This is a genomic window from Microbacterium laevaniformans, from assembly GCF_016907555.1.
GTDB classification, from domain to species: Bacteria; Actinomycetota; Actinomycetes; order Actinomycetales; family Microbacteriaceae; genus Microbacterium; species Microbacterium laevaniformans.
Map to the genome: position 1 here is coordinate 2450485 of NZ_JAFBCE010000001.1, position 26201 is coordinate 2476685.

Below are 26201 nucleotides of genomic sequence, written 5' to 3' on the forward strand. Positions count from 1 at the left end.
GTGCTCATGCTCCCAGAACGTCGCGACCGATGATGACCCGCATGATCTCGTTCGTGCCCTCCAGGATCTGATGCACCCGCAGATCGCGCACCACCTTCTCGATCCCGTACTCCTGCAGGTAGCCGTACCCGCCGTGCAACTGCAGCGCCCGGTTGGCGACCTCGAAGCCGGCGTCGGTCGCGAACCGCTTGGCCATCGCGCACTGCACGGCGACATCGTCGGCCCCGTTGTCGATGGCGCGGGCGGCGTCGCGGACGAGCGCGCGGGCCGTCTGCAGCTGCGTGGCCATGTCGGCGAGCGCGAACACGACGCTCTGTCGTTCGGCGAGCGCCTCACCGAACGTGAAGCGTTCGTGCACGTAGCGCACGGCACGATCGAGAGCCCACTGGGCACCGCCGACGGAGCAGGCCGCGATGTTGACCCGACCCCCGTTGAGCCCGCTCATCGCGATGCGAAACCCCTCGCCGACGCTACCCAGCAGAGCGGATGCCGGGACCCGCACCTCGTCCAGGATCACCTGACGAGTGGGCTGCGCATTCCACCCCATCTTGCGCTCGTTGGGTCCGAAACTCAGGCCCTCGGCATCCGCCGGCACGAGGAAGGCGCTGATGCCGCGCGCGCCGGGCTCGCCGGTGCGAGCCATGACGACGTAGACCGCCGCCTCTCCGGCGCCCGAGATGAACTGCTTGACCCCGGTGAGCACATACTGCTCACCGTCGGCGATCGCACTGGTGGTGATGGCCGCGGCATCCGAGCCGGCGCCGGGCTCCGTCAGGCAGTACGCGCCGAGGTCGCGCAGCGTGATCAGACGCGGCAGCCACTGCTCGCGCTGCGCCGGAGTGCCGTAGCTGTCGATCATCCAGGCGACCATGTTGTGGATGCTGATGTACGCGGCGATCGTGGGATCGCCCATCGACAGCTGCTCGAAGACGAGTGCGGCGTCCTCACGCGTCAGAGCGGTGCCGCCGACGTCCTCACGCACGTACAGCCCTCCGAGGCCGAGTTCTCCGGCGTCGGCGAGCACATCCCGCGGAAAGTGCTTGTCGCGATCCCATTCCAGCGCGTGCGGCTCCAGCCGCGTCCGGGCGAAGTCGCGGACGGCTCCGAGGATGGCTCCCCGCTCATCGGCGGAGAGGGAAGGGGACACAGTCATGCTCATCGCGTCACGTCCTTGTGAAACAGATCGACAGCCGGAAGTGCGCCCGGTAGGGCACAGCGATCATTTTACATGGACGTCCTAGTAAATGGACGCGGCGTTCTAGAGCCGTTCGATGATGGTGGCGTTCGCCATGCCCCCGCCCTCGCACATGGTCTGCAGTCCGTACCGTCCGCCGGTGGACTCGAGGTGCGCGAGGAGCGTACCGAGAAGTCGCGTGCCGCTGGAGCCGAGCGCGTGCCCGAGGGCGATCGCCCCTCCCCAGGGGTTGAGCTTGGCGGCATCCGCGCCGAGTTCGGCGGCCCACGCGAGCGGCACCGGGGCGAACGCCTCGTTGACCTCGTACGCGTCGAGATCGTCGATCGTCAGGCCACCGCGCTCCAGCACGCGACGTGTCGCGGGAATCGGCCCCGTGAGCATCATCAGGGGGTCGTCGCCGATGACGGCGAACGCGTGGAAGCGCGCACGCGGCGTCAGCCCCAGCTCGCGCGCCTTCTGCTCGCTCATGATCAGGACGGCGGAGGCGCCGTCGGTCAGCGGAGAAGAGTTGCCGGGTGTGATCAGCCAGTCGATCTCGGGAAAGCGCTCCGCCATGGCATCGGTGCGGAAGGCCGGCGCGAGGCCGGAAAGACCCGCGACGGTGGTGCCCGGGCGCACCGTCTCGTCGATCTCGACACCGTCGACGGCCAGCAGCTGCGAGGCGAATCTGCCCTGGACCTGCGCCTCGGCAGCGCGTTCGTGCGACTCGGCCGCGTACGCGTCGAGCTCGTCGCGCGAGAAGCCCCAGCGCGCCGCGATCAGCTCGGCCGACACGCCCTGGTTCACGAGTCCGTCGGGATAGCGCGCGTGCAACCCCGGTGAGAAGGGTGAACCGGCGACGGATGCCGCGACCCCGAGAGGCACGCGGCTCATCGATTCGACGCCGCCGGCGATGACGATGTCGTACTGTCCGGCCATGACGCCCTGCGCCGCGAACTGCGCGGCCTGCTGGCTCGATCCGCACTGCCGATCGATCGTCGTCGCCGGAACGCGCTCGTCGAATCCGGCCGCGAGCACCGCCTGACGCGCGATGTTCATCGTCTGTTCGCCGACCTGGCTGACGCAGCCGAGCAGCACGTCGTCGATCTGCGCCGATTCCAGGCCGTTGCGTTCGAGCGTCGCGCGCAGCACCAGCGCGGCGAGGTCGACCGGATGGATGCCGCTGAGCGCCCCGCCCGGCTTGCCGCGCCCCGACGGGGTGCGGACGGCGTCGACGATGACGGCGGTGCGCATGTTCATGGCATCCATCCTGTCTCCTGCCCGCGCGCGTGTCAGCACGCGCACCGGTCAGCGGCCCGCCGCCCGTCCGCGCCGTCCGCGCCCGTCAGTACGCGACGACGGGCAGCACCCCCCTCGCGCGGGAGTCGAGCCAGCCGGGGGCACCGGTGAAGGTGACCTGCACGACGTGCAGGCCGCGGCGGAGCGCCGGCAGCGTCACCGAGAACCGGCCGCGGTCGTCGGCATCCAGGGTCACCGTCGCGACGGTCGTGCCGTTGTCGGTCACGGTGACGGTGCCGACGGGCGCGCTGCGGTCGTCGGCCGTGACCTTGCCCGACACACTGACCGACGACCCGTGGCGCACGAGCAGTCGGCTCGGCTGCGCGATCACGTGGGTCGCGACCGGCTGGGCCTCGGTCAGCACCGCGACGGAGCGGGCCGGCACCGTGACGGTGCCCGTGGCGGCATCCCATGTCGTCGTCTTCACGACGGCATCCGACCCGTTCGCCTGCGCCGACGTGAGCGTGAACGAGCGCCCCGACAGCGCGGGCACGGTCTGCGTGGTCGCTTCGGGCGACGCGTTGAAGACGACGAGCGCACCGGCCAGGTCGGGATCGACGTCGGCGCCGACCGTGTCGTCGACGAGCATCGTGATCACGCCCGGCGTCGCGCCGGCGCCGCTGTTCGGGAACGACACCTTCTGCTCGATGCGGTCGGCCGAGCCGAGTCGCAGGAGGGGCACCTCGCCCCGCACCCGCAGCAGGTCGAGGGCGGATGCCTCCGCCGCGGCCATGTCCGCCGGCCCGGGCTTCAGGGCGGGGTCCGCGAGCAGCGGCTGCATGACGGCCCACTTCTCCTGGTTGTCGGCGGCCGGGGGCAGCCCCGACCCGAACGTCGATTCCTGACCGGTCCAGTCGATCCGGTTGAACCAGTCGCCCGAGTTGTAGCTGTTGCGGTCGAGCGACTTCGACCGCAGCAGCTCGGTGCCCGCGTGCCAGAACGACGGGGTCTGCGACAGCGTCACGGTCGCGAGCGACAGGGTGTTCATCCGCACCCGGTCGGCCATCGTCGTGTCTTTCGGCAGCTTCAGCACGCCGAGGTCGTACAGCGTCTCGTTGTCGTGCGCGTCGACGTAGCTGATGATCTCCTCGGGCTCGTCGGCATAGCCCGCCGCCTGCCCGTTGTAGTCGAGCTCCGCTCCCTTCTTCACGCTGCCGTCGGCGGTCGTCAGGGCGAAGTCGGCGAGGTTGCCGGCGAGTCCGAGCTTGACGAGGTCGGTCTGGTGACCGAGGTCGGCGAGCGCCTGCTCGGGGGTGCCGTTGATCGGGTCGCCGTTCGGGTCGGTCGCGAGCCCCGTGCCGTACCCCTGGCGGAAGGTCGAGCCGGCGTCGACGGGGCTGCCGCCGTGCACCGCATCGCGGAGGCGATCGCTGAACGTGCCGATGCCGGTGCCGCCGAGGTTCCCCTGCCGCGCCTGCACGAACAGGGCGTCGTCCTGCACTTCGCCGAAGTTCCAGCCCTCTCCGTAGAGGTACACCTTCTTCCCGTCGACGCCGTCCTTCTTGAGGGTCAGCTCGTCGAGTGCGGCCCGGATGGCGAGCATGTTGTCCTTCGAGTGGTGCCCCATCAGGTCGAACCGGAAGCCGTCGACCTTGTACTCCTTCGCCCACAGCACGACGGAGTCGACCATGAGCTTCTGCGCGACGGCGTGCTCGGTGGCGACGTTCTGGCAGCACGTGGAGGTCTGCACGGCACCGTTGCCGTCGAGGCGCTGGTAGTAGCCCGGCACGACCTTGTCGAGCACCGACGTGTCCGCCTGCCCCGAGGCCGAGGTGTGGTTGTACACCTCGTCGAGCACGACCTGCAGCCCCATCTTGTGGAGCGACCCGACCATCGTCCGGAACTCGCTCACGCGCGCCCCGCCCTCGGGGTTCACCGCGTACGAGCCCTCGGGCGCCTGGAAGTGGAACGGGTCGTAGCCCCAGTTGAACCCGTCGGTGTCGGCGACCGCCGCGACGCAGGCCTGCTGCTCGGCGGAGTCGGGCGCGAACGACGCGAGGTCGCACGCGGGCACCGCCTGCTGGGCGCGGTTCTCCTCGATCGTCGCGATGTCGAACGACGGCAGCAGGTGCACCGTGTTGATGCCGGCGGATGCCAGCTGCTTCAGCTGCTGCGTGCCGGCGCTGTCCCGGGCGAAGGCGAGGTAGGTGCCGCGCTCGGTCTCGGGCACCGTCTCGTCGCCGATCGAGAAGTCGCGGATGTGCAGCTCGTAGATGGCACGGTCGACGTCGCGCGCGATCACCGGCGCCTTCGTCTTCTTCCACACCTTCGGCGCCCACGCAGGGTCGGCGAGGTCGATCGCGACCGACCGGGTCGAGTTGGTCGTGAGCGCGACCGCGTACGGGTCCGTGACTTGGTTCGTCTCGACCTTTCCGGTCGTCGGGGCGTAGACCGCGACCTCCCAGAGGTACTCGTCGCCGGTCAGCGCCTTCCCGCCCGTGACGCTCCAGGTGCCCGATGCCGAATCGAAGGATGCCTCGCGCCGCGCGGGATCACCCGTCGCACCGGCATCCCACGTCAGGAGCGTCGCCGTCTGCGCCGTCGGCGCCCAGACGCGGAAGGTCGGCTTGGATCCGCGGAAGGAGACCCCCAGGTCGTCGTCAGCGACGGCGTTGGCGTAGAGGTCGTCGAGCACGCCCGGGATCTGCACGCCGGTGTAGGCGGTGAGCTTGCCGTCGGCACCGCGCTGCGCGACGGCAAGCTGCCCGCGCAGGAGCGTCGCGACGGCGTCGCGGTCCTGCCCCTCGACGTGCAGGGCGACGAAGCCGGAGAGAGCCGGGAAGCGCGCGCGCTGCGCGTCGGTCAGCCCGTCGCCGACGCGTGTCAGCGTCACCGGGTCGCCGTCCGTCCCGGTGACGTCGCCGTCCGAGACGGCGAGCGCCGCCGTGGCCGAGCCGTACAGCTGCCAGGTCGCACCGACGGCGGGTGCGCCGAGCTCGCCGGGCCACGCGATCGTGTCGGCGTCGATCCAGTGCGCGCGCGACTGGCCGGTGCCGGGGAGCGGCGGGTCGGCCGAGACGATCTCGAGCAGGTGCGTCGCCACGTCGTAGCGGAACGAGACGCGCTTGCCCTCGGTGGCCGAGAACGCGATGTTCGCGCCGTCGCGCGCACCGTCGGCGCCGTAGTTCTCCGCCCAGCTGAGCCCGTGCGCGACCTTGAGCTCGTACGAGCCGGTGGGCAGCTTCGTCGTCGAGAACTCGTAGACGCCGTCGCGGTCGCCGTCGAACATCATCGCGCGCAGGCAGTCGGGCGCCCAGTCGCCCGCGCAGCCGAGCTCCGACTGGAACGAGCCTGCGAGGGTGACGACGGGGCCGTCATCGCTCGACTGCACGACCTTCGTGCGCGGGTCGAACCAGAAGGTCACCGGTCCGCCGGCGTGGCGGAGGACGAGGTTCGGGCCGCTCGCGACGCCGCCCTGGCCGTAGTTCTCGTCCCAGCTCTTCTCGGTCGCGACCTTGTACTCGTAGTCACCGGCGGGCAGGTCGACCGTCAGCCGCCAGATGCCATCGACCTGGGTCATCTGCGCCTGATCGCAGTCGGGCGCCCAGTCGCCCGCGCAGCCCATCTCGGTGTTCAGCGACCCCGGAATGCTGACGAAGTCGTACGGCGTCGCGTCGTCGGGCTCCTCCGGCGCCGGGTCGTCGACGAGGTTCACGCGGTTGCCGACGGAGGCGTAGGTGGATGCCGCGGAGCGGCCACCGGCAGCGTCGGTCGACACGGCGCGGTACTCGACGAGCGTGCCGGCGGCGAGACCCGCGACGTCGTGGAAGACGCCGGGCGTCGTGTCCTCGGCCGTGCCGAGCGGGTGCCACTCGTCACCGCCGACGACGCGCCAGGCGAAGCTCGTCTGCCGCCACGACTGGTCGGCGGTCGCCGAGACGGCGACCTGACCCGACAGCCCCGCACCGGCGGCCGGCGCCGTCACCTCGAGGGGCGCAGGCGCGGCGGGGGCTGTCACGGCGGCGTCCGCGCGGTAGACGACCGCGGAGAGAGCGGGAACCGTGACGGCGGCCGTGGCGTCGGCGCCGGTCGTGAGCGAGCCCGTCGCGCCGTAGACACCCGTGAACGAGGCATCCGCCGTCAGCGTCGGCACCGTGACGGTCGCCTCGGATGCCGTGTTGTTGAGCGCGACGAGGTACTCGACCTTCTCGTCGGCGCCGACGCGCGAGAAGGCGTACACGCCGTCTTTCGCGTACCGCTCGATCTGCGCGCCGTCGACGAGCGCCGGATGCTGCGCGCGCAGCGCCGAGAGCCCGGCGATATGCGGGTACAGGGCGGTGTCGGTGCCGTAGCGGTCGGCCGATCCCACCGGCGTGCCGTCGATCAGGGTCTGGTTCTGATACTCCGGCACCTCGCTCGCGAACAGGGTCTGCCGGGCGCTCTTGTCGCCGCCGGGGTCGGCCCCGGTGAAGCCCTGCTCGTCGCCGTAGTAGACGACCGGCTGGCCGCGGCTGAGGAACAGCAGGTCGTGCGCGAGCAGATCGCGCCCCGAGGCATCCGGCGTGTTCTTCAGGAAGTAGCCGATCCGCCCCATGTCGTGATTGCCGAGGAAGGTCGGCAACGCCGTCGCCGACGAGTCGGGCGTCGTGTAGCGGTCGTCGCCGGCGAACATCTTCTGCAGCACCTGCGCGTCGCCGCCCTTGGCGAAGCTCGTCGCGGCCGACTGGAACGCGAAGTCGAGCACCGAGTTCATGTCGGTGTCGCGCACGTACGGCGAGAGCACGGCGGGGTCGGCGTCGTACACCTCGCCGAACATGAAGAAGTCGGGCTTGCCCTGACTGTGCGCGTAGTCGAGCACCTTGGCCGTCCACTGCTGCCAGAACGGGAAGTCGACGTGCTTGGCCGTGTCGATGCGGAATCCGTCGATGCCGAGGTCGATCCACGACTCGTACACGTCGGCGAAGCCGTTCACGACGGCCGGGTTCTCGGTCATGAGGTCGTCGAGCCCGGAGAAGTCGCCGTACGTCGTCGACTCGCCCTGATAGGTGGAGTCACCGCGGTTGTGGTACAGCGTGACGTCGTTGAGCCAGGCCGGCACCTTCACGTTCGCCTCGGCCGGGTCGACGATGGGGGTGTACGGGAAGCTCGTGGCCGCATCCATCGTCGGGAACGTGTCGGTGCCGGCGAAGTCGGCGGGGTCGAAGGCGTTCCCCGCGGCATCGGTGTACGGCTTCGTCGCCTGGTCGATGTAGGTGTACTGGTTCTCGGCGTACGAGATGACGTCGGCGGTGTGGTTCGTGATGATGTCGAAGTAGACGTCGATGCCACGGCTGTGCGCGTCGTCGATGAAGGCCTTCAGCTCGTCGTTCGTGCCGAGGTGCGGGTCGATGCGGGTGAAGTCGGTGATCCAGTAGCCGTGGTACCCGGCGCTCGCGTTCTCGCCCTCGCCCTGGACGGGCTTGTTCACGAAGCTCGGCGTCAGCCAGATCGCGTTCGTGCCGAGTCCCGCGATGTAGTCGAGGTTCGCGCGCAGGCCTGCGATGTCGCCGCCGTTGTAGAAGCCGCTCGAGGTCGGGTCGAACCCGGTGGTGAGGCGGTCGCCGGTGAGGCCGCCGGTGTCGTTCGCGGTGTCGCCGTTGGCGAACCGGTCGGTCATGACGAAGTAGAACTGCTTGCCGTCGCCGGCCTGGCGCACGGGCGCGGAGACGATCGCGTCGTCGGCAGCGGTGTACCCGGATGCCAAGGTGTTGGTCTCGATCGCGATGCGGTGCGAGGTGTCGTCGTAGACGAAGCGGAGCGAGGCCGGTCCGGCGATGGCGAGCGGGATGTTCGCTCCCCCGGCCGCGCCGTCGGCGCCGTAGCTCTCGTCCCACGCGCCGTTCAGCGCGATCTTGTACTCGTACGTGCCCGCCGGCACGTCGAACGTGCGCGCGTACTGCGTGGTGCCGTCGACCGGTTCGAGCGTGGTCGCGGCGCACGCGGGATCCCAGTCGCCGGGGCATCCCAGCTCACTCTGCAGGTCGCCGACGAGCGTGGGCACGCGATCGGCGGCGAGGGTGGGCGCGGCAGTGACGGCGACGGCGCCGGCCCCGACGAGGACGGCGGCGGCGAGCAGCGCGAACGCGCGCCGCGCGGGGGTGGACAGGGTCGTCGTCGACTGAGGCACGCGGAGCTCCCGGGGTGAGCGAGCACGACACCGTGCCCTGAGCAGGTACCCCCGACGCTACTGGGACCGGTCACAGTTCGGTATGAGAATCCTCTCATTCAGCCATGATCCGGGTGTGAGGCATCCTCGCCCCGACCCGGTGCCGCCGGGCGCGCTGCGCCGGCGCGGGGCGGGGCGGGACGGGACGAGGATGCTTCGAGCCGGATCAGCCCTCGGCTTCGGCGGCGCGGAGCGTGATCGTCGAGGTGCCGGCCTCGTCGACGAAGCCCGCGATGTGCCGCTCGTCGGGGCCGACGTACTCCGAGAGCGGGCGGATGAGCGCGTTCGACGCGGCCTGCTCCATGATGTGCGCGGTCCAGCCGACCACCCGCGCCGCGACGAACAGCGGAGTGAAGGTCAGGGTGTCGAACCCGATCAGGTTGTACGCGGGACCCGACGGGTAGTCGAGGTTCGGGTAGATGCCCTTCCGCTCGACGAACTCGCGCTCGAGCGTCGTGTACAGCGCCTCGACGTCGGGGCGGTCGTAGTAGTCGATGAGGGTGTCGAGCGCCGCCTTCATGGTCGGTACCCGCGAGTCGCCGTGCTTGTAGACGCGGTGCCCGAATCCCATGATCTTGCGCTTCTCGGCGAGCGCGCGGTCGAGCCAGGCCTCCACCTCGTCGGCGTCGCCGATCTCGTCGAAGATGTGCAGCACGGCCTCGTTCGCCCCGCCGTGGAGCGGCCCCTTGAGCGCGCCGATCGCGCCGACGACGGCCGAGTACAGGTCGGACAGGGTCGAGGTGATGACGCGCGCGGTGAACGTCGAGGCGTTGAACGAGTGCTCGGCGTACAGGATCATCGAGCGGTTGAAGGCATCCACCACGACGTCGTCGAACTCCTCCCCGAAGGCCATCCAGAGGAAGTTGGCGGCGTAGTCGAGATCGTCGCGCGGCGCGATGAGCTCCTCGCCGCGGCGACGGCGCTGGCCGTAGGACACGATCGCCGGCAGCGCCGCGAACAGGCGGATCGAGCGCTCGAGGTTCTTCTCGGGCGTGCCCGTGGCGTCGAGCACCGAGCCCGCGCCGGCGAGGTCGCGGGCGCCCAGCACGCTGACCGCCGTGCGCACCTCATCCATCGGGTGCGCGTCGAGCGGCGTCAGGTCGATCGCCGCCTTCACGTCATCCTGGAGGGCGCGGTGCGCGCGCTCGGTCGACCGCAGCGCCGCGAGCTGCTCGTCCGTCGGCAGGTCGCCGTTCCACAGCAGGTAGGCGACCGCCTCGGCCGGCTGCGTCGCGGCCAGCTCGTGCACGGGGTACCCGCGGTACAGCAGCGAGTTGGTCTCGGGGTTGACCTTGCTGATGGCGGTCGCATCGGCGACGACGCCCGCGAGCCCCTTGTGGATCTGGGGCGGGGTCTGCTGGTCGCTCATGACTGCTCCTTTGCACGTGCGGGCCGGTTGCGGCTGCAACCATGTCCCAGTTTCTGTCCTGTGGATGCCCCGATTGCGACCTCTTGTGGGACATGGTCGGTCGCAAGTGGGACGAGGGTCAAGGGGAGGGGAGGGTGAAGGGGTGATCAGCGGGAGATCTGAAAGTTGAAGACGTTTGAATCGAAGCGGTTGTAGCCCTCGTAGTCGATGAGGTCGTACAGGTCGGCGCGGTGCTGCATCTCACCCAGACGCGGGGTCAGATGTCCCTCGTCGTTCAGGGTATCCAGCGCACGGGATGCCGCACCCATCGCGATCCGCAGCAGCGAGACGGGCCAGATGACGATCTGCACGCCCGCGCCCCGGAGCTGGTCCACGGTGAAGAGGTCGCTCTTGCCGAACTCGGTCATATTCGCGAGCACCGGCACGTCGACGGCGGCGCACACGGCCTCGAACTCGCTCAGGTCGCGCATCGCCTCGGGGAAGATCGCGTCGGCCCCTGCATCCACGAGCGCCTTGGCGCGATCGATGGCGGCGTCCAGGCCTTCGATCGCACGGATGTCGGTGCGCGCCATGATGAGGAAGTTCGGGTCGCGGCGGGCGTCGACCGCCGCGCGGATGCGCTGGAGGGCGGTGCCGGTGTCGACGACCTGCTTGCCGTCGAGGTGGCCGCAGCGCTTCGGGTTCACCTGGTCTTCGATGTGAGTGCCGGCCAGCCCCGCGTCTTCCAGGGTCTGGATGGTGCGGGCAACGTTCATCGGCTCGCCGAAGCCGGTGTCGGCGTCGATGATCGCCGGGAGCTCGGTCATGCGGGCGATCTGCTGGCCGCGCCCGGCGACCTCCGTCAGCGTCGTCAGGCCGATGTCGGGAAGGCCGAGGTCGGCGCTCAACACGGCCCCGGAGATGTAGACGCCCTCGAAGCCCTTCTGCTCGATGAGCCGTGCCGACAGGGGATTGAACGCGCCGGGAAAGCGCACGAGCTCCCCCGCCCGCAGCCGCTCGCGCAGGACGCGCCGCTTCTCGGATGCCGGGGTCTGGCTGTACAGCATCAGAACAGCCCCTTCGGGCTCGCCGCCGTGGCCAGCACGCCGTCGCGGGCGACGATGTTGAGCTCTCGCACCTCGTCGGCGGTCAGCTCGGGCAGCCGCTCGGCGAGAGCGAGGAACCGCTCGATCTCGGCCGGGGCGAGCACGGGCTCGGCGAGCAGGCGGAACTTGCGCACGTAGTCGGCGCGGGCGAACGGGCGCGCCCCGAGCGGGTGGGCGTCGGCGACGGCGATCTCGTCCACGATCGTCGACCCGTCCGTGAGACGGATCTCCACGCGTCCGCCGAATGCCTTCTCGTCGGGGTCCTCGGAGTGGTACCGGCGGGTCCACTCGGCATCCTCCGCCGTCGTGATCTTGTGCCACAGCGCCACCGTGTCTTCGCGGGCGGCGCGAGCGGGCAGGTACGAGTCGACGTGGTGCCAGCCGCCGTCCTGCAGCGCGACGGCGAAGATGTACGGGATCGAGTGGTCGAGGGTCTCGCGGGAGGCCTTCGGATCGTACTTCTGCGGATCGTTCGCTCCCGAGCCGATCACGTAGTGGGTGTGGTGGCTCGTGTGCAGCACGATGCTCTCCACGTTCGCGGGGTCGGAGAGCTCGGGGTGGCTGCCGTGGAGCTTTCGGGCCAGATCGATCCACGCCTGTGCCTGATACTCGGCGGAGTGCTCCTTCGTGTACGAGTCGAGGATCGCGCGCTTGGGTTCGCCGGGGGCGGGCAGGGGCACGTCGTACGCGCCATCCTTGCCGTCGAGCATCCAGGCGATGACGCCGTCTTCGCCTTCGTAGATGGGCGACGGAGAGGTCTGCCCGCGCATCGCACGGTCGACGGCTTCGACCGCCATCTTGCCGGCGAAGGCGGGGGCGTGCGCCTTCCACGTGGAGATCTCGCCCTTGCGGGACTGACGGGTGGCCGTGGTCGTGTGCAGCGCCTGCGCGACGGCCTGGGCGATGGTGTCGGCGTCGAGTCCGAGCAGGGTGCCGATGCCGGCGGCCGCCGACGGACCGAGGTGCGCGACGTGGTCGATCTTGTGCTTGTGCAGGCTGATGGCGCGCACGAGGTCCATCTGGATCTCGTAGCCGGTCGCGATGGCGCGCACCAAGGCCGCGCCGTCGACGCCGACGTGCTGGGCGACGGCGAGGATCGGCGGGATGTTGTCGCCCGGGTGCGAGTACTCCGCGGCGAGGAAGGTGTCGTGGTAGTCGAGCTCGCGCACGGCCACCCCGTTCGCCCACGCCGCCCACTCGGGACTGGTGCGCACCTCGTTCGGCTCGCCGAACACCGTCGCACCCGAACCTCCCCGCGAGACCGGGTGGTCGAGGGCCTGGGCGCGCGCCGCGGTGACGGGGTCCCGGGTGAGGGATGCCGCCGCCACGGACGCATTGTCGATGACGCGGTTGATGATCATCTCGACGACGGCGGGCTCGACGGCGACCGGGTCGGCGGCGACCTCGGCGATCTTGTGTGCGAGCTGGTCTTCGCGGGCGAGGTTCTCTTCGCTCCGGTGCACACGGACGTGGTGGATGACGGTCATGGGGTTCCTTCCAACGAGGCGAGGATGGCGACGAGCGCGTTGTGCAAGTGGACGTGGGTGGCGTGCGCGGCGAGCTCCGCGTCGCCTGCGGCGACGGCGGATGCGATCAGGCGGTGCTCGGCGACGGATGCCGCGAGCCGCGCCGGATTGTCGCGCGCGAGCCGGCGGACCCGGACGAGGTGGGTGCGCACGGTCTTCAGGGCCGCGGTCAGATAGTCGTTGGCGACGGCCGCATCGAGCGTTTCGTCGAAGCGCGCGATGAGCGCGTAGTAGGCGTCGGGGTCGGCGGCGGCATCCGTGCGGGCGAACTCACCGGCCAACGCCGCGAACAGCGCTCCCTCTGCCCCGCCGGCGGCGAGGCGCGCAGCCGTCTCCTCCAGGGCGCGGCGCACCTCGAAGAGCTCGCGGATGTCGCCGGCATCGATGTCGCTGACCACCGTCAGTCGCGGCGACGGCTGCACGACGAGGCCGTCGGCGAGGAGGCGCCCGAGTGCTTCGCGCAGCGGCGTGCGGCTCACGCCCAGGCGGACGGACTGCTCGACTTCGGCGAGCACCGTGCCGGGCGCCAGATCGCCGGACTGGATCTCGTCGAGGAGCACCCGGTAGGCACGGTCACTGGCACGCACGCGGTCTCCTCTCGACACCCATAGTGTATACATCAGCGAGGCTGCGAGGAAGCGATGACCGCTTTCGGTGCCCTAATGCATACAGAAGGCAACAGCCGTGTGCGGATTCACCCGGCCGCGTGCAGCCGATGGGTCAGCACGGCGACGTGGAGAGCGGCGACCTGCTCCCCATCGTCGAAATCGACGCCGAGAAGGTCTTCGAGCAGGGCGATGCGCTGATAGAACACCGACCGCGACAGGTGCGCCGCTTCGGCGGCCGCCGTGCGGTTGGACGGATGCGCGAGCAGCGCCGTCAGCACCTCGAGAAGGTCGCCGCCCCGAGCGCGACCGTCGGCCAGCACCGGATCGAGCATCCGCTCCGCGTGCGCGACGAGGCGATGATCGTCGCGCAGCGCCGCCACCACCCGGGTGAGGGGACGCTCGGCCACGCGCCGGCCGTCCGCGCCGCGGCGGGAAGCGCCGCGCAAGCTGTCGTCGGCACCGACGAGGTCGATCGTCTCGCGAAGGCCCGCGACGAGCGTTTCGACCGCGCGCTCGTACTCGGCCGCGGGCTCGAGCGCGGGGATGACCGCGCCCGGGCCGAGCACGACGCGCGCCCGCGCCGACGTCGACCCCGCCCGCAGGGCGTCTTCGAGTGCGACGGCGAAGGCGTCGGCACGGTTGTCGGCAGCGCTCGTCGCGCGGCCCACGACCGCCAGGATCAGCGGCGTGCGCACCAGCGCCGACCCGTCGTCGAGGGTCGTACTCGTGCCGCACACGACGCGCACGCCGATCGCCGCGGCGGCGACGTCGGCGGCGGCGGCCGCGACCGTGACCGCGTCGCCGCCCCGGCCCGACGACACGAGGGCGACCACCGCGAAGGCCACCGTGCCGACGAGGGGCATGCCCGCGGCATCCAATCGCGCCGCCACCGCGGACAGGCTGGCGAATCGCCCGTCGATCAGCGCGTCGACCACGCGCCGACGCCCCAGCCGCGACCACTCCTCGCCGCCGGGATCGGCGAGCCTGCCGAGGGCGAGCGCGGTGGCCGCCTGCTCGAGCACGGCGTCGCGTCCGGCGAGGTGGGCGGCGCCGGGCAGCGCCACGAGCCATCCCCAGCGGATGCCGCGGGCCTCCACCGGCACGATCGTGCGCCCCTCCCGGTCGGGTGCCGCGGCGGCGGCGCGGGACCGACGCGCCCAGTCGCGGAGCGTGCGGGTCTCGGCGGCACCGCCGACGTGGGCGACGACGACCTCGTGTCCGACGCTCTCCAAGACCACCGGGGCGGCCAGCGTGAGACCGACCTGCTCGACGATGAACTCCGTCGGCGCCCCGCGCAGCGCAAGTCCCGTGAACAGGGTGCGCACCGCGTCGCGGGCTTCCAGAGCCGCCGTCTGGTCGGCGATGATCCGGCGGTGCACGGCCTCGGTGATGGTGACGAACTTCACCTCTCGGTGCAGCACGATCAGCGCGATGTCGGCGCTGCGTGCGGCATCGGCCAGCACCGCCGGCACGTAGCGGTAGTGGGCGCCCAGCTCGAGCACGATGCCCGCAGCGCCCACCTCGGCCAGCTGCGCCACGAAGTGCGCCAGCCGTCGCGGATCGTCCGGCCATCCCGAACCGGTGGACAGGAGCAGCTCTCCGCCTTCGAGCAGTCGCGCGACATCCGCGCTGTCGGAGACGTGCACCCAGCGCACGGGCGCCTCCAGGGCGGCTCCGCCGACCACGACGACCGGGGCGCCGGGCGCGAAGGCGTCGAGGGCCAGCACCTCGGAGACGGTCGGCAGAACGGCGGCCGGACGTTCTGTCCGAGAACCGTCCACATCGCGACGATCAGACACCTGCGTCTCCCCCCTGTGCTCCGTCAGCATAAGCATGTCACGACCCGGTCGAACTGTCCGAACAGGAGCCCCCATGGACCTCATCCGTCATCACATCGCCGGCCAGTCCGTCGGATCGACCGAACGCACCGGCCCCGTCTACGACCCCGCGACCGGTGCCGTGCAGGCCGAGGTCGCCTTCGCGTCGACCGCCGAGACGGATGCCGCGATCGCGGCGGCCGCGGCGGCGCTGCCGGCCTGGCGCGCGACGAGCCTCATCAAGCGGGCGGACGTCTTCTTCCGCCTCCGCCACCTGCTGGTCGAACGCGCCGACGAGCTGGCCGCGATCATCACCGCCGAGCACGGCAAGGTGCTCTCGGATGCGAAGGGCGAGATCAGCCGCGGCATCGAGAACGTCGAGTTCGCCGCCGGTCTCGTGCACCTGCTGAAAGGCGAGCACGCCGAACAGGTCTCGCGCGGCGTCGACGTGCACTCGGTGAAGCAGCCGGTGGGCGTCGTGGGTGCGATCACGCCGTTCAACTTCCCGGTGATGGTGCCGCTGTGGATGACGGCATCCGCCATCGCCTGCGGCAACACGGTGGTGCTCAAGCCGAGCGAGAAGGACCCCTCCGCCGCCCTCTTCCTGGCGCGTCTGTACGAGGAGGCGGGCCTTCCCGCCGGTGTCCTCAACATCGTGCACGGCGACAAGGTGGCCGTCGACGCGATCCTCGACTCCCCCACCGTCCGTGCCGTCAGCTTCGTCGGCTCGACCCCGATCGCCCGCTCGATCTACGAGCGGGCCGCCGCGGCCGGCAAGCGCGTGCAGGCTCTCGGCGGCGCGAAGAACCACATGGTCGTCATGCCCGACGCCGATCTGGATGCCGCGGCCGACGCCGCCGTCTCGGCCGCCTACGGGTCGGCCGGCGAGCGCTGCATGGCCGTCTCGGTCCTCGTCGCGGTCGGAGACGACGTCGCCGACGCCCTCGTGGCGAAGGTCGCGGAGCGCATCGCCGGGCTGACCATCGGGCCGGGCACGGATGCCGCGAGCGAGATGGGACCGCTCATCACCCGCGAGCACCGCGACAAGGTGGCCTCCTACGTCGCCGACGCCGCCGCGGAGGGCGCGACGGTCGTCGTCGACGGCACCGCACAGCGCTTCGAGGGCGATGGCTTCTTCATCGGCGTCTCGCTCGTCGACCGGGTCGCCCCCGGCATGAAGGTCTACGACGAGGAGATCTTCGGCCCGGTGCTCTCCGTCGCCCGCGTCGCGACGTACGACGAGGCGGTCGCTCTCATCAACGCGAGTCCGTTCGCGAACGGCACCGCGGTGTTCACGCGCGACGGCGGCACCGCCCGCCAGTTCGAGTTCGACATCGAAGTCGGTATGGTCGGCATCAACGTGCCGATCCCGGTGCCGGTGGGCGCGTTCTCGTTCGGCGGGTGGCGCAACTCCCTGTTCGGCGATTCGCACATCTACGGCCCGGAGTCGATCCACTTCTACACGCGGAGCAAGGTCGTGACGACCCGCTGGCCCGACCCCAGCGAGAGCCAGATCAGCCTCGGCTTCCCGAGCAACCACTGAGTCCGCGGCATCCGGAGGAGACATCATGAGCACCATCGACCCGATCGCCGACCCGGCGGCAGACGCCGCCGTCCGCGGCGACGACCGCAGCCACGTCTTCCACTCGTGGAGCGCGCAGGCGCTCATCGACCCGCTGCCGGTCGCGGGAGGTGAAGGCGCGACGTTCTGGGACTACGCGGGAAACCGCTACCTCGACTTCTCGTCGCAGCTGGTGAACCTCAACCTCGGCCACCAGCATCCCGACCTCGTCGCGGCGATCCAGGAGCAGGCGGGGCGCCTCGCCACGATCCAGCCGTCGATGGCCAACGACACGCGCGGCGAACTGGCCCGCCGCATCAGCGAGATCGCTCCCGACGGCTTCTCGAAGGTGTTCTTCACCAACGCCGGAGCCGATGCCAACGAGAACGCGGTCCGCATGGCGCGTCTGGTCACCGGCAAGCGCAAGGTGCTGGCGATGTACCGCAGCTACCACGGCAACACCTCGACCGCCATCACCCTCACGGGCGACCCGCGCCGGTGGGCCAACGAGCCGGCCGACGCCTCCGTCGTGCACTTCTTCGGCCCGTACGCCTACCGGTCGCCGTTCCACGCGGACTCGCCGGAGCAGGAGGCGGAGCGTGGGCTCGCCCACCTCGAGCAGACGATCATCCTGGAAGGCGCCTCGACGATCGGCGCCATCATCATCGAGTCGGTCGTGGGCACCAACGGCGTGCTGATCCCGCCGCCGGGCTACCTGCAGGGAGTGCGCGAGCTCTGCGACCGCTACGGCATCGTCTACATCGCCGACGAGGTCATGGTCGGCTTCGGGCGCCTGGGCACCTGGTGGGGCTTCGAGAACTTCGACGTCGTGCCCGACCTCATCACCTTCGCGAAGGGCGTGAACTCGGGCTACGTGCCGCTGGGCGGCGTCGTCATCTCCGACCGGATCGCCGCGCACTTCGACACGGTCTCCTTCCCGGGAGGGCTGACCTACTCCGGTCACCCGCTGGCCTGCGCCCCGGGTGTGGCGACCTTCGAGGTCTTCCGCCGCGACGGCATCCTGGAGCGCGTCCGCGACCTCGGCGAGCGCGTCGTGCGCCCGCGACTGGAGCAGATGGCCGCGCGGCATCCGTCGGTCGGGGAGGTCCGCGGTCTGGGCCTGTTCTGGGCGATCGAGCTCGTGCGCGACCGGCGCAGTCGCGAGCCGCTCGTGCCGTTCAACGCGTCGGGGGCGGATGCCGCCCCGATGGCCGCGTTCGCGGCGGCGTGCAAGAAGGCGGGCCTGTGGCCGTTCACGCACTTCAACCGCGTGCACGTGGCGCCGCCGCTGATCATCTCGGAGGACGATCTGGTGCGCGGCCTCGACGTCATCGATCGCGCGCTGGAGGTCACCGACGCCGAGGTGGCGTCGTGACCGCGTCGACGGCGGTGCTCCGCAACATCATCGACGGCGTGCCGGTCGCGTCATCGGGTGCGGCTCTGCCGCTCGTGAGCCCCGTGACCGGCGAGGTCTACGGCCACGCTCCGGTCTCGACGGCGGAGGAGGTGGATGCCGCGTTCGCGGCGGCATCCCGCGCCTTCGACACGTGGAAGCGGACGACGCCCGCCCAGCGCCAACTGCTGCTGTTCCGCCTCGCGGACGCGCTGGAGGCGCATGCGGAGGAGTTCGCCGATCTGGAGTCGCAGGACACCGGAAAGCCGCGCGCGAGCCTCGTCGCCGACGAGATCGTGCAGTCGGTGGACCAGCTCCGCTTCTTCGCGGGCGCGGCCCGTGACCTCGACGGGCGGGCGGCGGCGGAGTACGCGGAGGGCTTCACGTCGTACGTCCGCCGCGAGCCGATCGGTGTGGTCGCGCAGGTGACGCCGTGGAACTACCCGCTGAACATGGCGGTGTGGAAGATCGGGCCGGCTCTCGCGGCGGGCAACACGGTCGTGCTGAAGCCGAGCGAGACGACGCCGCAGACCACGGTGCGCCTCGCCGAGCTCGCCGCCGGAATCCTTCCCGCGGGGGTTCTCAACGTCGTTCTCGGCGACCGGGAGACCGGTCGGATGCTGGTGGAGCACCCCACCCCGCAGCTCGTCGCGATCACCGGCTCGGTGCGCGCGGGTATGCAGGTCGCCGCCTCGGCCGCGCGGGACCTCAAGCGCGTGCACCTCGAGCTCGGCGGCAAAGCGCCGGCGCTCGTGTTCGCCGACGCCGACCTCGACCGGGCCGCCCGCGGCATCGTGGAGGCCGCGTTCTTCAACGCCGGCCAGGACTGCACCGCCGCGACGCGCGTGCTCGTGGATGCCGCGGTGCACGACGAGCTGGTCGCGAAGCTCGTCGCCCACACCCGCGATCACGCGAAGACCGGCGCGCCGGATGATCCGGAGGCCTTCTTCGGCCCGGTGAACAACCCCGACCAGCTCGCGCGGGTGCAGGGGTTCGTCGACCGGCTGCCGTCGCACGCGTCGATCGCGATCGGCGGGCGCCGGCAGGGCGACACCGGCTGCTTCTTCGAGGCGACGATCGTCACCGGCGTCCGCCAGGACGACGAGGTCGTGCAGCAGGAGATCTTCGGCCCGGTGCTCACGGTGCAGCCGTTCACGTCGGAGGAGGACGCCCTCGCGCTGGCCAACGGGGTACCGTACGCACTCGCGGCATCCGTCTGGACGCGCGAGCACGCGCGGGCGCTGCGGTTCTCCCGCGACCTCGACTTCGGCTGCGTCTGGATCAACGCGCACATCCCGTTCGTCTCCGACATGCCCCACGGCGGCTTCAAGCACTCCGGGTACGGCAAGGACCTCTCGGTCTACGGCTTCGAGGACTACACCCGCCTCAAGCACGTCATGGCGAGTCTGGACTGAACGCACCGACCTCGACGCCGAGCAGTCCCGCCGCGGCACGGAGCACGGGCGACACCGGATCGATACCCGCACCCCAGCCGACGAGGCCGTGCGCGCCGAGTCCGTCGATCATGGCGAGCAGGTGCCAGGCCAGCGGCTCTGCGTCACCCGCCGGGATGACGCCGGCCGCCATCCCCCGAGAGACCTCCTCCGCGATCAGCGCACGCCAGGCGTCCATCGCCGCACGCACCCGCTCGGCGAGCGGAGCGTTGCGCGTGCCCAGTGCCCACGCCTGCACCCAGACGAGGGTGACGTCGCGGCGTGCGGGATCCAGCGTCGTCCGCAGCAGCGCGCCGATCCGCACGGGAGCGGCAGCGTCGGGCAGCAACGCCCGCACCTCCTCGAGCTCGCCGGCGACGATGTCGAAGAAGGTGTCGGCGACCAGGTCGTCCATGCTCGGGATGTAGTGGGCGACCAATCCCGACGCCACGCCGATGCGCGTCGCGACGGCGCGCAGCGTCACGGCATCCAACCCGTCGGCGAGCGCGAGTTCGCGCGCAGCGCCCGCGATCTGCTCCCGGCGCTGCTCGGCGCTCAATCGTGCGCGCCCGGTGGTTGACGTCTGCGGCATCGGCTCGCTACCCTCCGATGAGTTGATCATGTGATCAATAAGCTACTCCAGGACCGGACGAGAGTCGAGGATGCCGATGGGCTGGCGGATGCCGAGCGAGACCGCGCCGCACGCGCGCACGTGGATGGCCTTCCCCGTGGAGGGACCGACCCTGGGCGACACCGACGCCGAGCGCGAAGAGGGCTACGCCGCCTGGACGGAGGTCGCCGCGGCCATCGCCCGCTTCGAGCCGGTGACGATGGTCGTCGACCCCGCCGAGACGGCGCACGCCCGGCGGATGCTGCCCGGCGACGTCACGATCCTCGAAGCGCCCGTCGACGAGTTCTGGATGCGCGACCACGGCCCGACGTTCGTGATCGACGACGAGCGCCCCAGCATCCTCGGCGCGGTCGACTGGATCTTCAATGGCTGGGGCGCACACGACTGGGCGCGCTGGGAGCGCTCCGCCGAGCACGCCCGCATCGTCGCGGCCGAGGTCGGCGCGGAACTCATCTCCTCGACCCTGGTCGCCGAAGGCGGCGGCTTCCACGTCGACGGCGAGGGCACGGTGCTGCTCACCGACACGGTGCAGCTCGACCCGCGGCGCAACCCCTACGCCGACCGCGCCCGGGTCGAAGCGGAGCTCGCCCGCACGCTCGGCACGACGACGGCGATCTGGCTGCCGCGCGGCCTCACCCGCGACTACGACGATTTCGGCACGAACGGCCACGTCGACATCGTCGCGACCTTCCCCTCCCCGGGTCGCGTGCTCCTGCACACGCAGCGCGACGCGGCGCACCCCGACCACGCCGTCAGCGCCGCGCTCCGCGAGCTGCTCGCCGGCCAGACCGATGCCGCCGGACGCCGTCTCGAGGTCGTCGAGCTGCCCGCGCCGGCGACCCTGCGCGACGGCGAGGGCTTCGTCGACTGGAGCTACGTCAACCACCTCGTCGTGGGCGGCGGCGTCATCGCCTGCGGCTTCGGCGAGGAGAAAGCGGATGCCGAGGCCCGCGCGATCCTCGCCGATGCCTACCCGGGGCGGGAGATCGTCACCGTCGACGCCCGCCCGATCTTCGCGCGCGGCGGCGGCATCCACTGCATCACGCAGCAGCAGCCGGCCCTGCCGCGCGGGGTGACCTCGTGATCGACGTCGTCGACGCCTCGATCGCCGAGCTGCGCGCCGCCCTCGACGACGGGCGTGCGACGGCCGTCGAACTCGTCGAGGCCTACCTCGCACGCATCGACGCCTACGACGGACCCGACACCGCGACCGCCCTCAACGCGATCGTCGTCCGCAACCCCGACGCGCTCGCGGAAGCCGCGGCATCCGACGAGCGCCGCGCCCGCGGCGAGACCCTCTCACCCCTGGACGGCATCCCCTACACGGCGAAGGACAGCTACCTCGTGCGGGGACTCACCGCCGCGGCCGGCTCCCCCGCCTTCGCCGAGCTGATCGCCCAGCGCGACGCGTTCACGATCGAGCGCCTGCGGGCGGGCGGGGCGATCTGCCTGGGCCTGACGAACATGCCGCCGATGGCCAACGGCGGCATGCAGCGCGGCGTCTACGGACGGGCGGAGAGCCCGTACAGCGCCGACTGGCTGACCGCGCCGTTCGGCTCCGGATCGTCGAACGGGTCGGGCACGGCGACCGCGGCATCCTTCGCGGCGTTCGGACTCGGCGAGGAGACATGGTCGAGCGGCCGCGGGCCGGCGAGCAACAACGCACTGTGCGCCTACACGCCCTCGCGCGGCGTCATCTCCACGCGCGGCAACTGGCCGCTCGTGCCCACGATGGACGTCGTCGTCCCCCACACCCGGACGATGGCCGACCTGCTCGAGGTGCTCGATGTGATCGTCGCCGACGACCCCGACACCCGCGGCGACTTCTGGCGCACACAGCCGTGGATCCCGCTGCCGGCGCCGTCCGCCGTGCGCCCGGACGACTACCGTGCGCTCGGCGCGGGCGCGTCGGTGGCGGGCCTGCGCCTCGGCATCCCTCGGATGTACATCAACGCCGACCCGGATGCCGGGACCTCCCCCGCCCCGGGCATCGGCGGCCCGACCGGCCAGCGCATCCAGACCCGCGCGTCGATCATCGCGCTGTGGGAGCAGACGCGGGCTTCCCTCGAAGCGGCGGGGGCCGAGGTCGTCGAGGTGGATTTCCCCGTGGTCAGCACCTACGAGGGCGACCGGCCGGAAGCGCCGACCATCGCGACGCGCGGATTCGTCTCGCCCGCGTACCTCCGGCGCGAGATCGTCGACCTGTCGGCGTGGGCGTGGGAGGACTTCCTGTCCGCGAACGGCGACCCCGCTCTGTCCTCCCTCACGAACGTCGACGGCGCACGGATCTTCCCGCACCCCGCCGGCGCCCTCCCCGACCGCTACACCGGGTTCGACGACGACATCGCGACCTACCCCGACTGGGTGCGGGAGAACCCCGGAATGACCTGGCGCGACATGCCGGAGCTCGAAGAGGGGCTGAGGGGCCTGGAGCGCACCCGGCGGGTCGACCTGGAGGAATGGATGGCCGGCCTCGGGCTCGACGCGGTCGTCTTCCCCGCCGTCGCCGACGTCGGCCCCGCCGACATGGACGTGAACCCCGCCTCCGCCGACTTCGGCTGGCGAAACGGCGTGTGGGTCGCGAACGGCAATCTCGCCATCCGCCATCTCGGCATCCCGACGGTGACGGTGCCGATGGGACTCCTGGCCGACATCGGGATGCCGGTCGGGCTGACGATCGCGGGACGATCCGGCGACGACGTCGCACTCCTGCGCCTCGGCTGCGCGATCGAGACACTCACCCCCGAACGACCGGTGCCGCCGCGCACCCCCGCACTGAAGGACCGCACATGACCGACGCCGCCCGCATGCACGATGTCACCCCCGAGACGCGCCGCATCGTCGACCTCGTGCTCGACTACTCCCGCGAACGCCTGCTCGCCCAGGACACCCCGCTCGACAAGCCGCTGCCCGCCGCCGAGCTCAGCCGCCTGGCGGGGCGGACGATCTCCGAAGAGGGGGTCGGCGCCGAGCGCGCACTCGGCGTGTTCACGCACGTCCTGGCCCCGGCATGCATCACGACCGACGACCCGCGGTATCTCTCCTTCATCCCGACCGCGCCCACGAAGGCGGCGGCGGCGTTCGACCTCGTCGTGTCGGCGAGCGCACTCTACGGCGGCTCCTGGCTGGAGGGCGCCGGCGCCGTGCACGCCGAGAACGAGGTGCTGCGCTGGCTGGCCGACGAGTTCGGCCTGCCGGCATCCGCGGGCGGCGTCTTCGTGCAGGGCGGCACGCTCGGCAACCTCTCCGCCCTTGTCGCCGCGCGGGAAGCGGCGCGCGCGCACCGCGCCGACACCGGCGCCGCCGCGCCGACCCGCTGGGCGGTCGTGTGCAGTTCGCAGGCGCACTCCTCGATCGCCTCGGCGGCGCGGGTGATGGACGTCGACGTCATCACGGTGCCCACGGATGCCGACGGGGTGCTGCGCAGCGACGCCGTCGCGGAGGTGCTCGCCGACGTGCACGAGCGGGTGTTCGCCGTCGTCGCGACCTCCGGCTCGACCAACTTCGGCATCGTGGACGACATCGCCGGCGTCGCCGCGGCAGCACACGCCCACGACATCTGGCTGCACGTCGACGGCGCCTACGGCCTCGCGGGCATGCTGTCACCGCTGGCCCGGCACCTGTACACCGGGGTCGAGCACGCCGACTCGGTCATCGTCGACCCGCACAAGTGGCTGTTCGCCCCCTTCGACGCGTGCGCCCTCATCTACCGCGACCCCGAGCAGGGCCGACGCGCGCACACGCAGCACGCCGAGTACCTCGACACCCTGACCGACCGCTCCGACTACAGCCCGTCCGACTACGCGGCCCACCTCACCCGCCGCGCGCGGGGGCTTCCGCTGTGGTTCTCGCTCGCCACGCACGGCGCCGCCGCCTACCGCGAGGCCGTCAGCGCGTCGATCGTGCTGGCGCGCCGCATCGCCGACGAGATCGCGGCGCGCCCCGGCTTCTCGCTCGTGCGCCGGCCGCAGCTCGGCGTCGTCGTCTTCGAGCGCGACGGCTGGACCCGCGCCGACTACGAGGCCTGGTCGCAGCGACTGCTCGACGTGCAGCACGCCTTCGTCACGCCGTCGAGCCACGAGGGCCGGGCGAACGCGCGGTTCGCGATCCTCAACCCCCGCACCACGTTCGAGGACCTCACCGGCATCCTCGACACCATGCACTGAGCGCCGGACGTCGCACGGGAGCCAGCCCGCTGACTTCTGAATCAGTCTTGATTATTCACTGTCGCGATTGATATCGTCGCCGATCATGCCCCAAACGACGGAAACCGCACCTTCGCGCCGACAGCCACTGGATGCCGCGTCCAAAGCGATCATCGAGCAGCTGCAGGAGGACGGGCGCCGACCGTACGCCGAGATCGCGAAGGCCGTCGGTCTCAGCGAAGCAGCGACGCGCCAGCGCGTGCAGAAGCTCGTGGACCAGGGCGTGATGCAGATCGTCGCCGTCACCGACCCACTCCAGCTCGGCTTCGCCCGCCAGGCGATGATCGGCATCCGCATCGCCGGCGACACCCGCGGCATCGCCGCGCAGCTGTCGACCCTGCCGGGGATCAGCTACGTGGTGTCGACGGCGGGATCGTTCGATCTGCTCGTCGAGGTCGTCTGCGAGAACGACGACGACCTCATGGACCTGCTCAACGAGCAGATCCGCGCCCTTCCCGAGGTGGTCACGACCGAGACCTTCGTCTACCTCAAACTCCACCGTCAGCTCTACAACTGGGGGACACGATGACCATCGACGACGCCGACCTGCAGGCCAAAGCCCGCGACCACCTCTGGATGCACTTCGCACGCCAGTCGGTGATGACCGAGGGCCCCGGAGTGCCCATCATCGTCAAGGGCGAGGGCCACCACATCTGGGACTCGCGCGGCAAGCGCTACATCGACGGGCTCGCCGGCCTGTTCGTCGTCAACGCCGGCCACGGCCGCCGCCGCATCGCCCAGGCCGCCGCGAAGCAGGCGGAGGAGCTCGCCTTCTTCCCGCTCTGGTCGTACGCCCACCCGTCCGGCATCGAAGCCGCCGACCGTATCGCCAACCTCGCGCCGGGAGACCTCAACCATGTCTTCTTCTCCACCGGCGGCGGAGAGGCGGTCGAGACCGCGTTCAAGCTCGCCAAGCACTACTGGAAACTGCAGGGCAAGCCCACCAAGCACAAGGTCATCTCCCGGGCCATCGCGTACCACGGGACGACGCAGGGCGCCCTCGCGATCACCGGCCTGCCGGTCATGAAGCACATGTTCGAGCCGGTCACCCCGGGCGGCTTCCGCGTGCCCAACACCAACTACTACCGCGCGGCGGAGTCGGGCTTCGGCGGCGGCACGCCGGAGGAGTTCGGCCTGTGGGCCGCCGACCGCATCGAGCAGATGATCCAGTTCGAGGGCCCCGAGACGGTCGCCGCCGTGTTCCTCGAACCTGTGCAGAACGCCGGCGGATGCTTCCCCGCACCGGCCGGCTACTTCCAGCGGGTGCGCGAGATCTGCGACCGCTACGACGTGCTGCTCGTCTCGGACGAGGTCATCTGCGCCTTCGGACGCCTCGGCCACTACTTCGGGGCTCAGGCCTACGACTACCAGCCCGACATGATCACGTTCGCCAAGGCGGTCACCAGCGGGTACGCGCCGCTGGGCGGCACGATCGTGAACGACCGCGTCTACGAGCCGTTCGCACACGGCGACCTGTCGTTCCCGCACGGCTACACCTTCGGCGGACACCCCGTCTCGGCGGCCGTCGCGCTGGAGAACCTCGATGTGTTCGAGGAGGAGAAGCTGCTCGAGAACGTGCGCGAGAACTCACCCGTGTTCCGCGCGACGCTCGAGAAGCTGCTCGACCTGCCCATCGTCGGCGATGTGCGCGGCGACGGGTACTTCTTCGGCATCGAGCTCGTCAAAGACAAGGCCACGAAGGAGACCTTCGACGACGACGAGTCCGAGCGGCTGCTGCGCGGCTTCCTCTCCAAGGCGCTGTTCGACGCGGGGCTCTACTGCCGCGCCGACGACCGCGGCGACCCCGTGATCCAGCTCGCCCCGCCGCTGACGATCGGCCCGGCGGAGTTCGACGAGATCGAGCAGATCCTGCGCTCCGTGCTCACGGAGGCCTGGGCCCGGCTCTGACCGGGATCGCGAGCTCCGCAGAATGCGACGAACTCCGCATCCGATCG

At 70.9% G+C, this 26201-nt stretch carries 17 protein-coding genes; 8 read left to right on the forward strand and 9 right to left on the reverse strand.

Going from position 1 to position 26201, the window contains the following annotated elements; all coding sequences use genetic code 11:
• Positions 1-4: 4 nt before the first annotated feature.
• The 8 genes from JOE53_RS11760 to JOE53_RS11795 form a co-directional block, all read right to left on the reverse strand.
• Entirely contained in the window at positions 5-1159 is a 1155-nt protein-coding gene (locus JOE53_RS11760; RefSeq protein ID WP_204947821.1) for an acyl-CoA dehydrogenase family protein, read from the reverse strand.
• Between the two features lie 99 nt (positions 1160-1258).
• Positions 1259-2428: a thiolase family protein gene (locus tag JOE53_RS11765; protein ID WP_204948234.1), complete on the reverse strand. Its 1170-nt coding sequence runs from the start codon at positions 2426-2428 to the stop codon at positions 1259-1261.
• 91 nt (positions 2429-2519) lie between these two features.
• On the reverse strand, positions 2520-8579 hold the full coding sequence (gene pulA, locus JOE53_RS11770) for a pullulanase-type alpha-1,6-glucosidase (RefSeq protein WP_204947822.1): 6060 nt from the start codon (positions 8577-8579) through the stop codon (positions 2520-2522).
• 205 nt (positions 8580-8784) lie between these two features.
• On the reverse strand, positions 8785-9987 hold the full coding sequence (locus JOE53_RS11775; protein WP_204947823.1) for a bifunctional 2-methylcitrate synthase/citrate synthase: 1203 nt from the start codon (positions 9985-9987) through the stop codon (positions 8785-8787).
• 146 nt (positions 9988-10133) lie between these two features.
• Positions 10134-11033 carry a methylisocitrate lyase gene (prpB, locus tag JOE53_RS11780; protein WP_204947824.1) on the reverse strand — a complete coding sequence of 300 codons (900 nt, stop codon included), beginning with the start codon at positions 11031-11033 and terminating at the stop codon, positions 10134-10136.
• The gene (locus JOE53_RS11785) at positions 11033-12559 is read right to left on the reverse strand and encodes an MmgE/PrpD family protein (RefSeq protein WP_204947825.1); all 1527 of its coding nucleotides are present in this window, start codon (positions 12557-12559) and stop codon (positions 11033-11035) included. Before JOE53_RS11785 ends, prpB begins: the two co-directional genes overlap by 1 nt.
• Positions 12556-13185 carry a GntR family transcriptional regulator gene (locus JOE53_RS11790; RefSeq protein ID WP_016464152.1) on the reverse strand — a complete coding sequence of 210 codons (630 nt, stop codon included), beginning with the start codon at positions 13183-13185 and terminating at the stop codon, positions 12556-12558. Before JOE53_RS11790 ends, JOE53_RS11785 begins: the two co-directional genes overlap by 4 nt.
• Positions 13186-13292: 107 nt before the next feature.
• Positions 13293-15005: a PucR family transcriptional regulator ligand-binding domain-containing protein gene (locus JOE53_RS11795; protein WP_309297567.1), complete on the reverse strand. Its 1713-nt coding sequence runs from the start codon at positions 15003-15005 to the stop codon at positions 13293-13295.
• 73 nt (positions 15006-15078) lie between these two features.
• On the opposite strand from JOE53_RS11795, the gene JOE53_RS11800 reads away from it, so the two are divergent.
• The 3 genes from JOE53_RS11800 to JOE53_RS11810 are packed head-to-tail and all read left to right on the forward strand — an operon-like array spanning position 15079 to position 19392.
• The gene (locus JOE53_RS11800; protein ID WP_204947827.1) at positions 15079-16566 is read left to right on the forward strand and encodes a CoA-acylating methylmalonate-semialdehyde dehydrogenase; all 1488 of its coding nucleotides are present in this window, start codon (positions 15079-15081) and stop codon (positions 16564-16566) included.
• A gap of 25 nt (positions 16567-16591) precedes the next feature.
• Positions 16592-17959 carry an aspartate aminotransferase family protein gene (locus tag JOE53_RS11805; protein WP_005047780.1) on the forward strand — a complete coding sequence of 456 codons (1368 nt, stop codon included), beginning with the start codon at positions 16592-16594 and terminating at the stop codon, positions 17957-17959.
• The gene (locus JOE53_RS11810; protein ID WP_005047782.1) at positions 17956-19392 is read left to right on the forward strand and encodes an aminobutyraldehyde dehydrogenase; all 1437 of its coding nucleotides are present in this window, start codon (positions 17956-17958) and stop codon (positions 19390-19392) included. The genes JOE53_RS11805 and JOE53_RS11810 overlap by 4 nt, the downstream gene beginning before the upstream one ends.
• Here the strand turns inward: JOE53_RS11810 and JOE53_RS11815 are convergent.
• On the reverse strand, positions 19373-20002 hold the full coding sequence (locus tag JOE53_RS11815) for a TetR/AcrR family transcriptional regulator (protein ID WP_005047783.1): 630 nt from the start codon (positions 20000-20002) through the stop codon (positions 19373-19375). The two genes, JOE53_RS11810 and JOE53_RS11815, sit on opposite strands and share 20 nt — an antisense overlap.
• Before the next feature lie 76 nt (positions 20003-20078).
• Here JOE53_RS11815 and JOE53_RS11820 point away from each other — a divergent pair, with 76 nt between their 5' ends.
• The 5 genes from JOE53_RS11820 to JOE53_RS11840 all read left to right on the forward strand — a co-directional run bounded on the left by JOE53_RS11820 (position 20079) and on the right by JOE53_RS11840 (position 26154).
• Positions 20079-21125 carry an agmatine deiminase family protein gene (locus JOE53_RS11820; protein ID WP_204948235.1) on the forward strand — a complete coding sequence of 349 codons (1047 nt, stop codon included), beginning with the start codon at positions 20079-20081 and terminating at the stop codon, positions 21123-21125.
• Positions 21122-22834 carry an amidase gene (locus JOE53_RS11825; protein WP_204947828.1) on the forward strand — a complete coding sequence of 571 codons (1713 nt, stop codon included), beginning with the start codon at positions 21122-21124 and terminating at the stop codon, positions 22832-22834. The genes JOE53_RS11820 and JOE53_RS11825 overlap by 4 nt, the downstream gene beginning before the upstream one ends.
• A complete protein-coding gene (locus JOE53_RS11830; protein WP_204947829.1) occupies positions 22831-24207 on the forward strand; it encodes a pyridoxal phosphate-dependent decarboxylase family protein in 1377 nt (458 codons plus the stop codon). The genes JOE53_RS11825 and JOE53_RS11830 overlap by 4 nt, the downstream gene beginning before the upstream one ends.
• 85 nt (positions 24208-24292) lie before the next feature.
• Positions 24293-24775 (forward strand): Lrp/AsnC family transcriptional regulator, encoded by a 483-nt coding sequence (locus JOE53_RS11835; RefSeq protein ID WP_204947830.1) that lies wholly within the window; start codon positions 24293-24295, stop codon positions 24773-24775.
• Positions 24772-26154 (forward strand): aspartate aminotransferase family protein, encoded by a 1383-nt coding sequence (locus JOE53_RS11840; RefSeq protein WP_016464143.1) that lies wholly within the window; start codon positions 24772-24774, stop codon positions 26152-26154. Before JOE53_RS11835 ends, JOE53_RS11840 begins: the two co-directional genes overlap by 4 nt.
• Positions 26155-26201 lie beyond the last annotated feature (47 nt).

Coding starts and splice junctions, on each gene's coding strand:
- JOE53_RS11760 (WP_204947821.1), bottom strand. CDS start 1,159: ATGAGCATGACTGTGTCCCCTTCCCTCTCCGCCGATGAGCGGGGAGCC.
- JOE53_RS11765 (WP_204948234.1), bottom strand. CDS start 2,428: ATGCGCACCGCCGTCATCGTCGACGCCGTCCGCACCCCGTCGGGGCGC.
- JOE53_RS11775 (WP_204947823.1), bottom strand. CDS start 9,987: ATGAGCGACCAGCAGACCCCGCCCCAGATCCACAAGGGGCTCGCGGGC.
- prpB (WP_204947824.1), bottom strand. CDS start 11,033: ATGCTGTACAGCCAGACCCCGGCATCCGAGAAGCGGCGCGTCCTGCGC.
- JOE53_RS11785 (WP_204947825.1), bottom strand. CDS start 12,559: ATGACCGTCATCCACCACGTCCGTGTGCACCGGAGCGAAGAGAACCTC.
- JOE53_RS11800 (WP_204947827.1), top strand. CDS start 15,079: ATGGACCTCATCCGTCATCACATCGCCGGCCAGTCCGTCGGATCGACC.
- JOE53_RS11805 (WP_005047780.1), top strand. CDS start 16,592: ATGAGCACCATCGACCCGATCGCCGACCCGGCGGCAGACGCCGCCGTC.
- JOE53_RS11815 (WP_005047783.1), bottom strand. CDS start 20,002: ATGCCGCAGACGTCAACCACCGGGCGCGCACGATTGAGCGCCGAGCAG.
- JOE53_RS11820 (WP_204948235.1), top strand. CDS start 20,079: ATGGGCTGGCGGATGCCGAGCGAGACCGCGCCGCACGCGCGCACGTGG.
- JOE53_RS11830 (WP_204947829.1), top strand. CDS start 22,831: ATGACCGACGCCGCCCGCATGCACGATGTCACCCCCGAGACGCGCCGC.
- JOE53_RS11835 (WP_204947830.1), top strand. CDS start 24,293: ATGCCCCAAACGACGGAAACCGCACCTTCGCGCCGACAGCCACTGGAT.
- JOE53_RS11840 (WP_016464143.1), top strand. CDS start 24,772: ATGACCATCGACGACGCCGACCTGCAGGCCAAAGCCCGCGACCACCTC.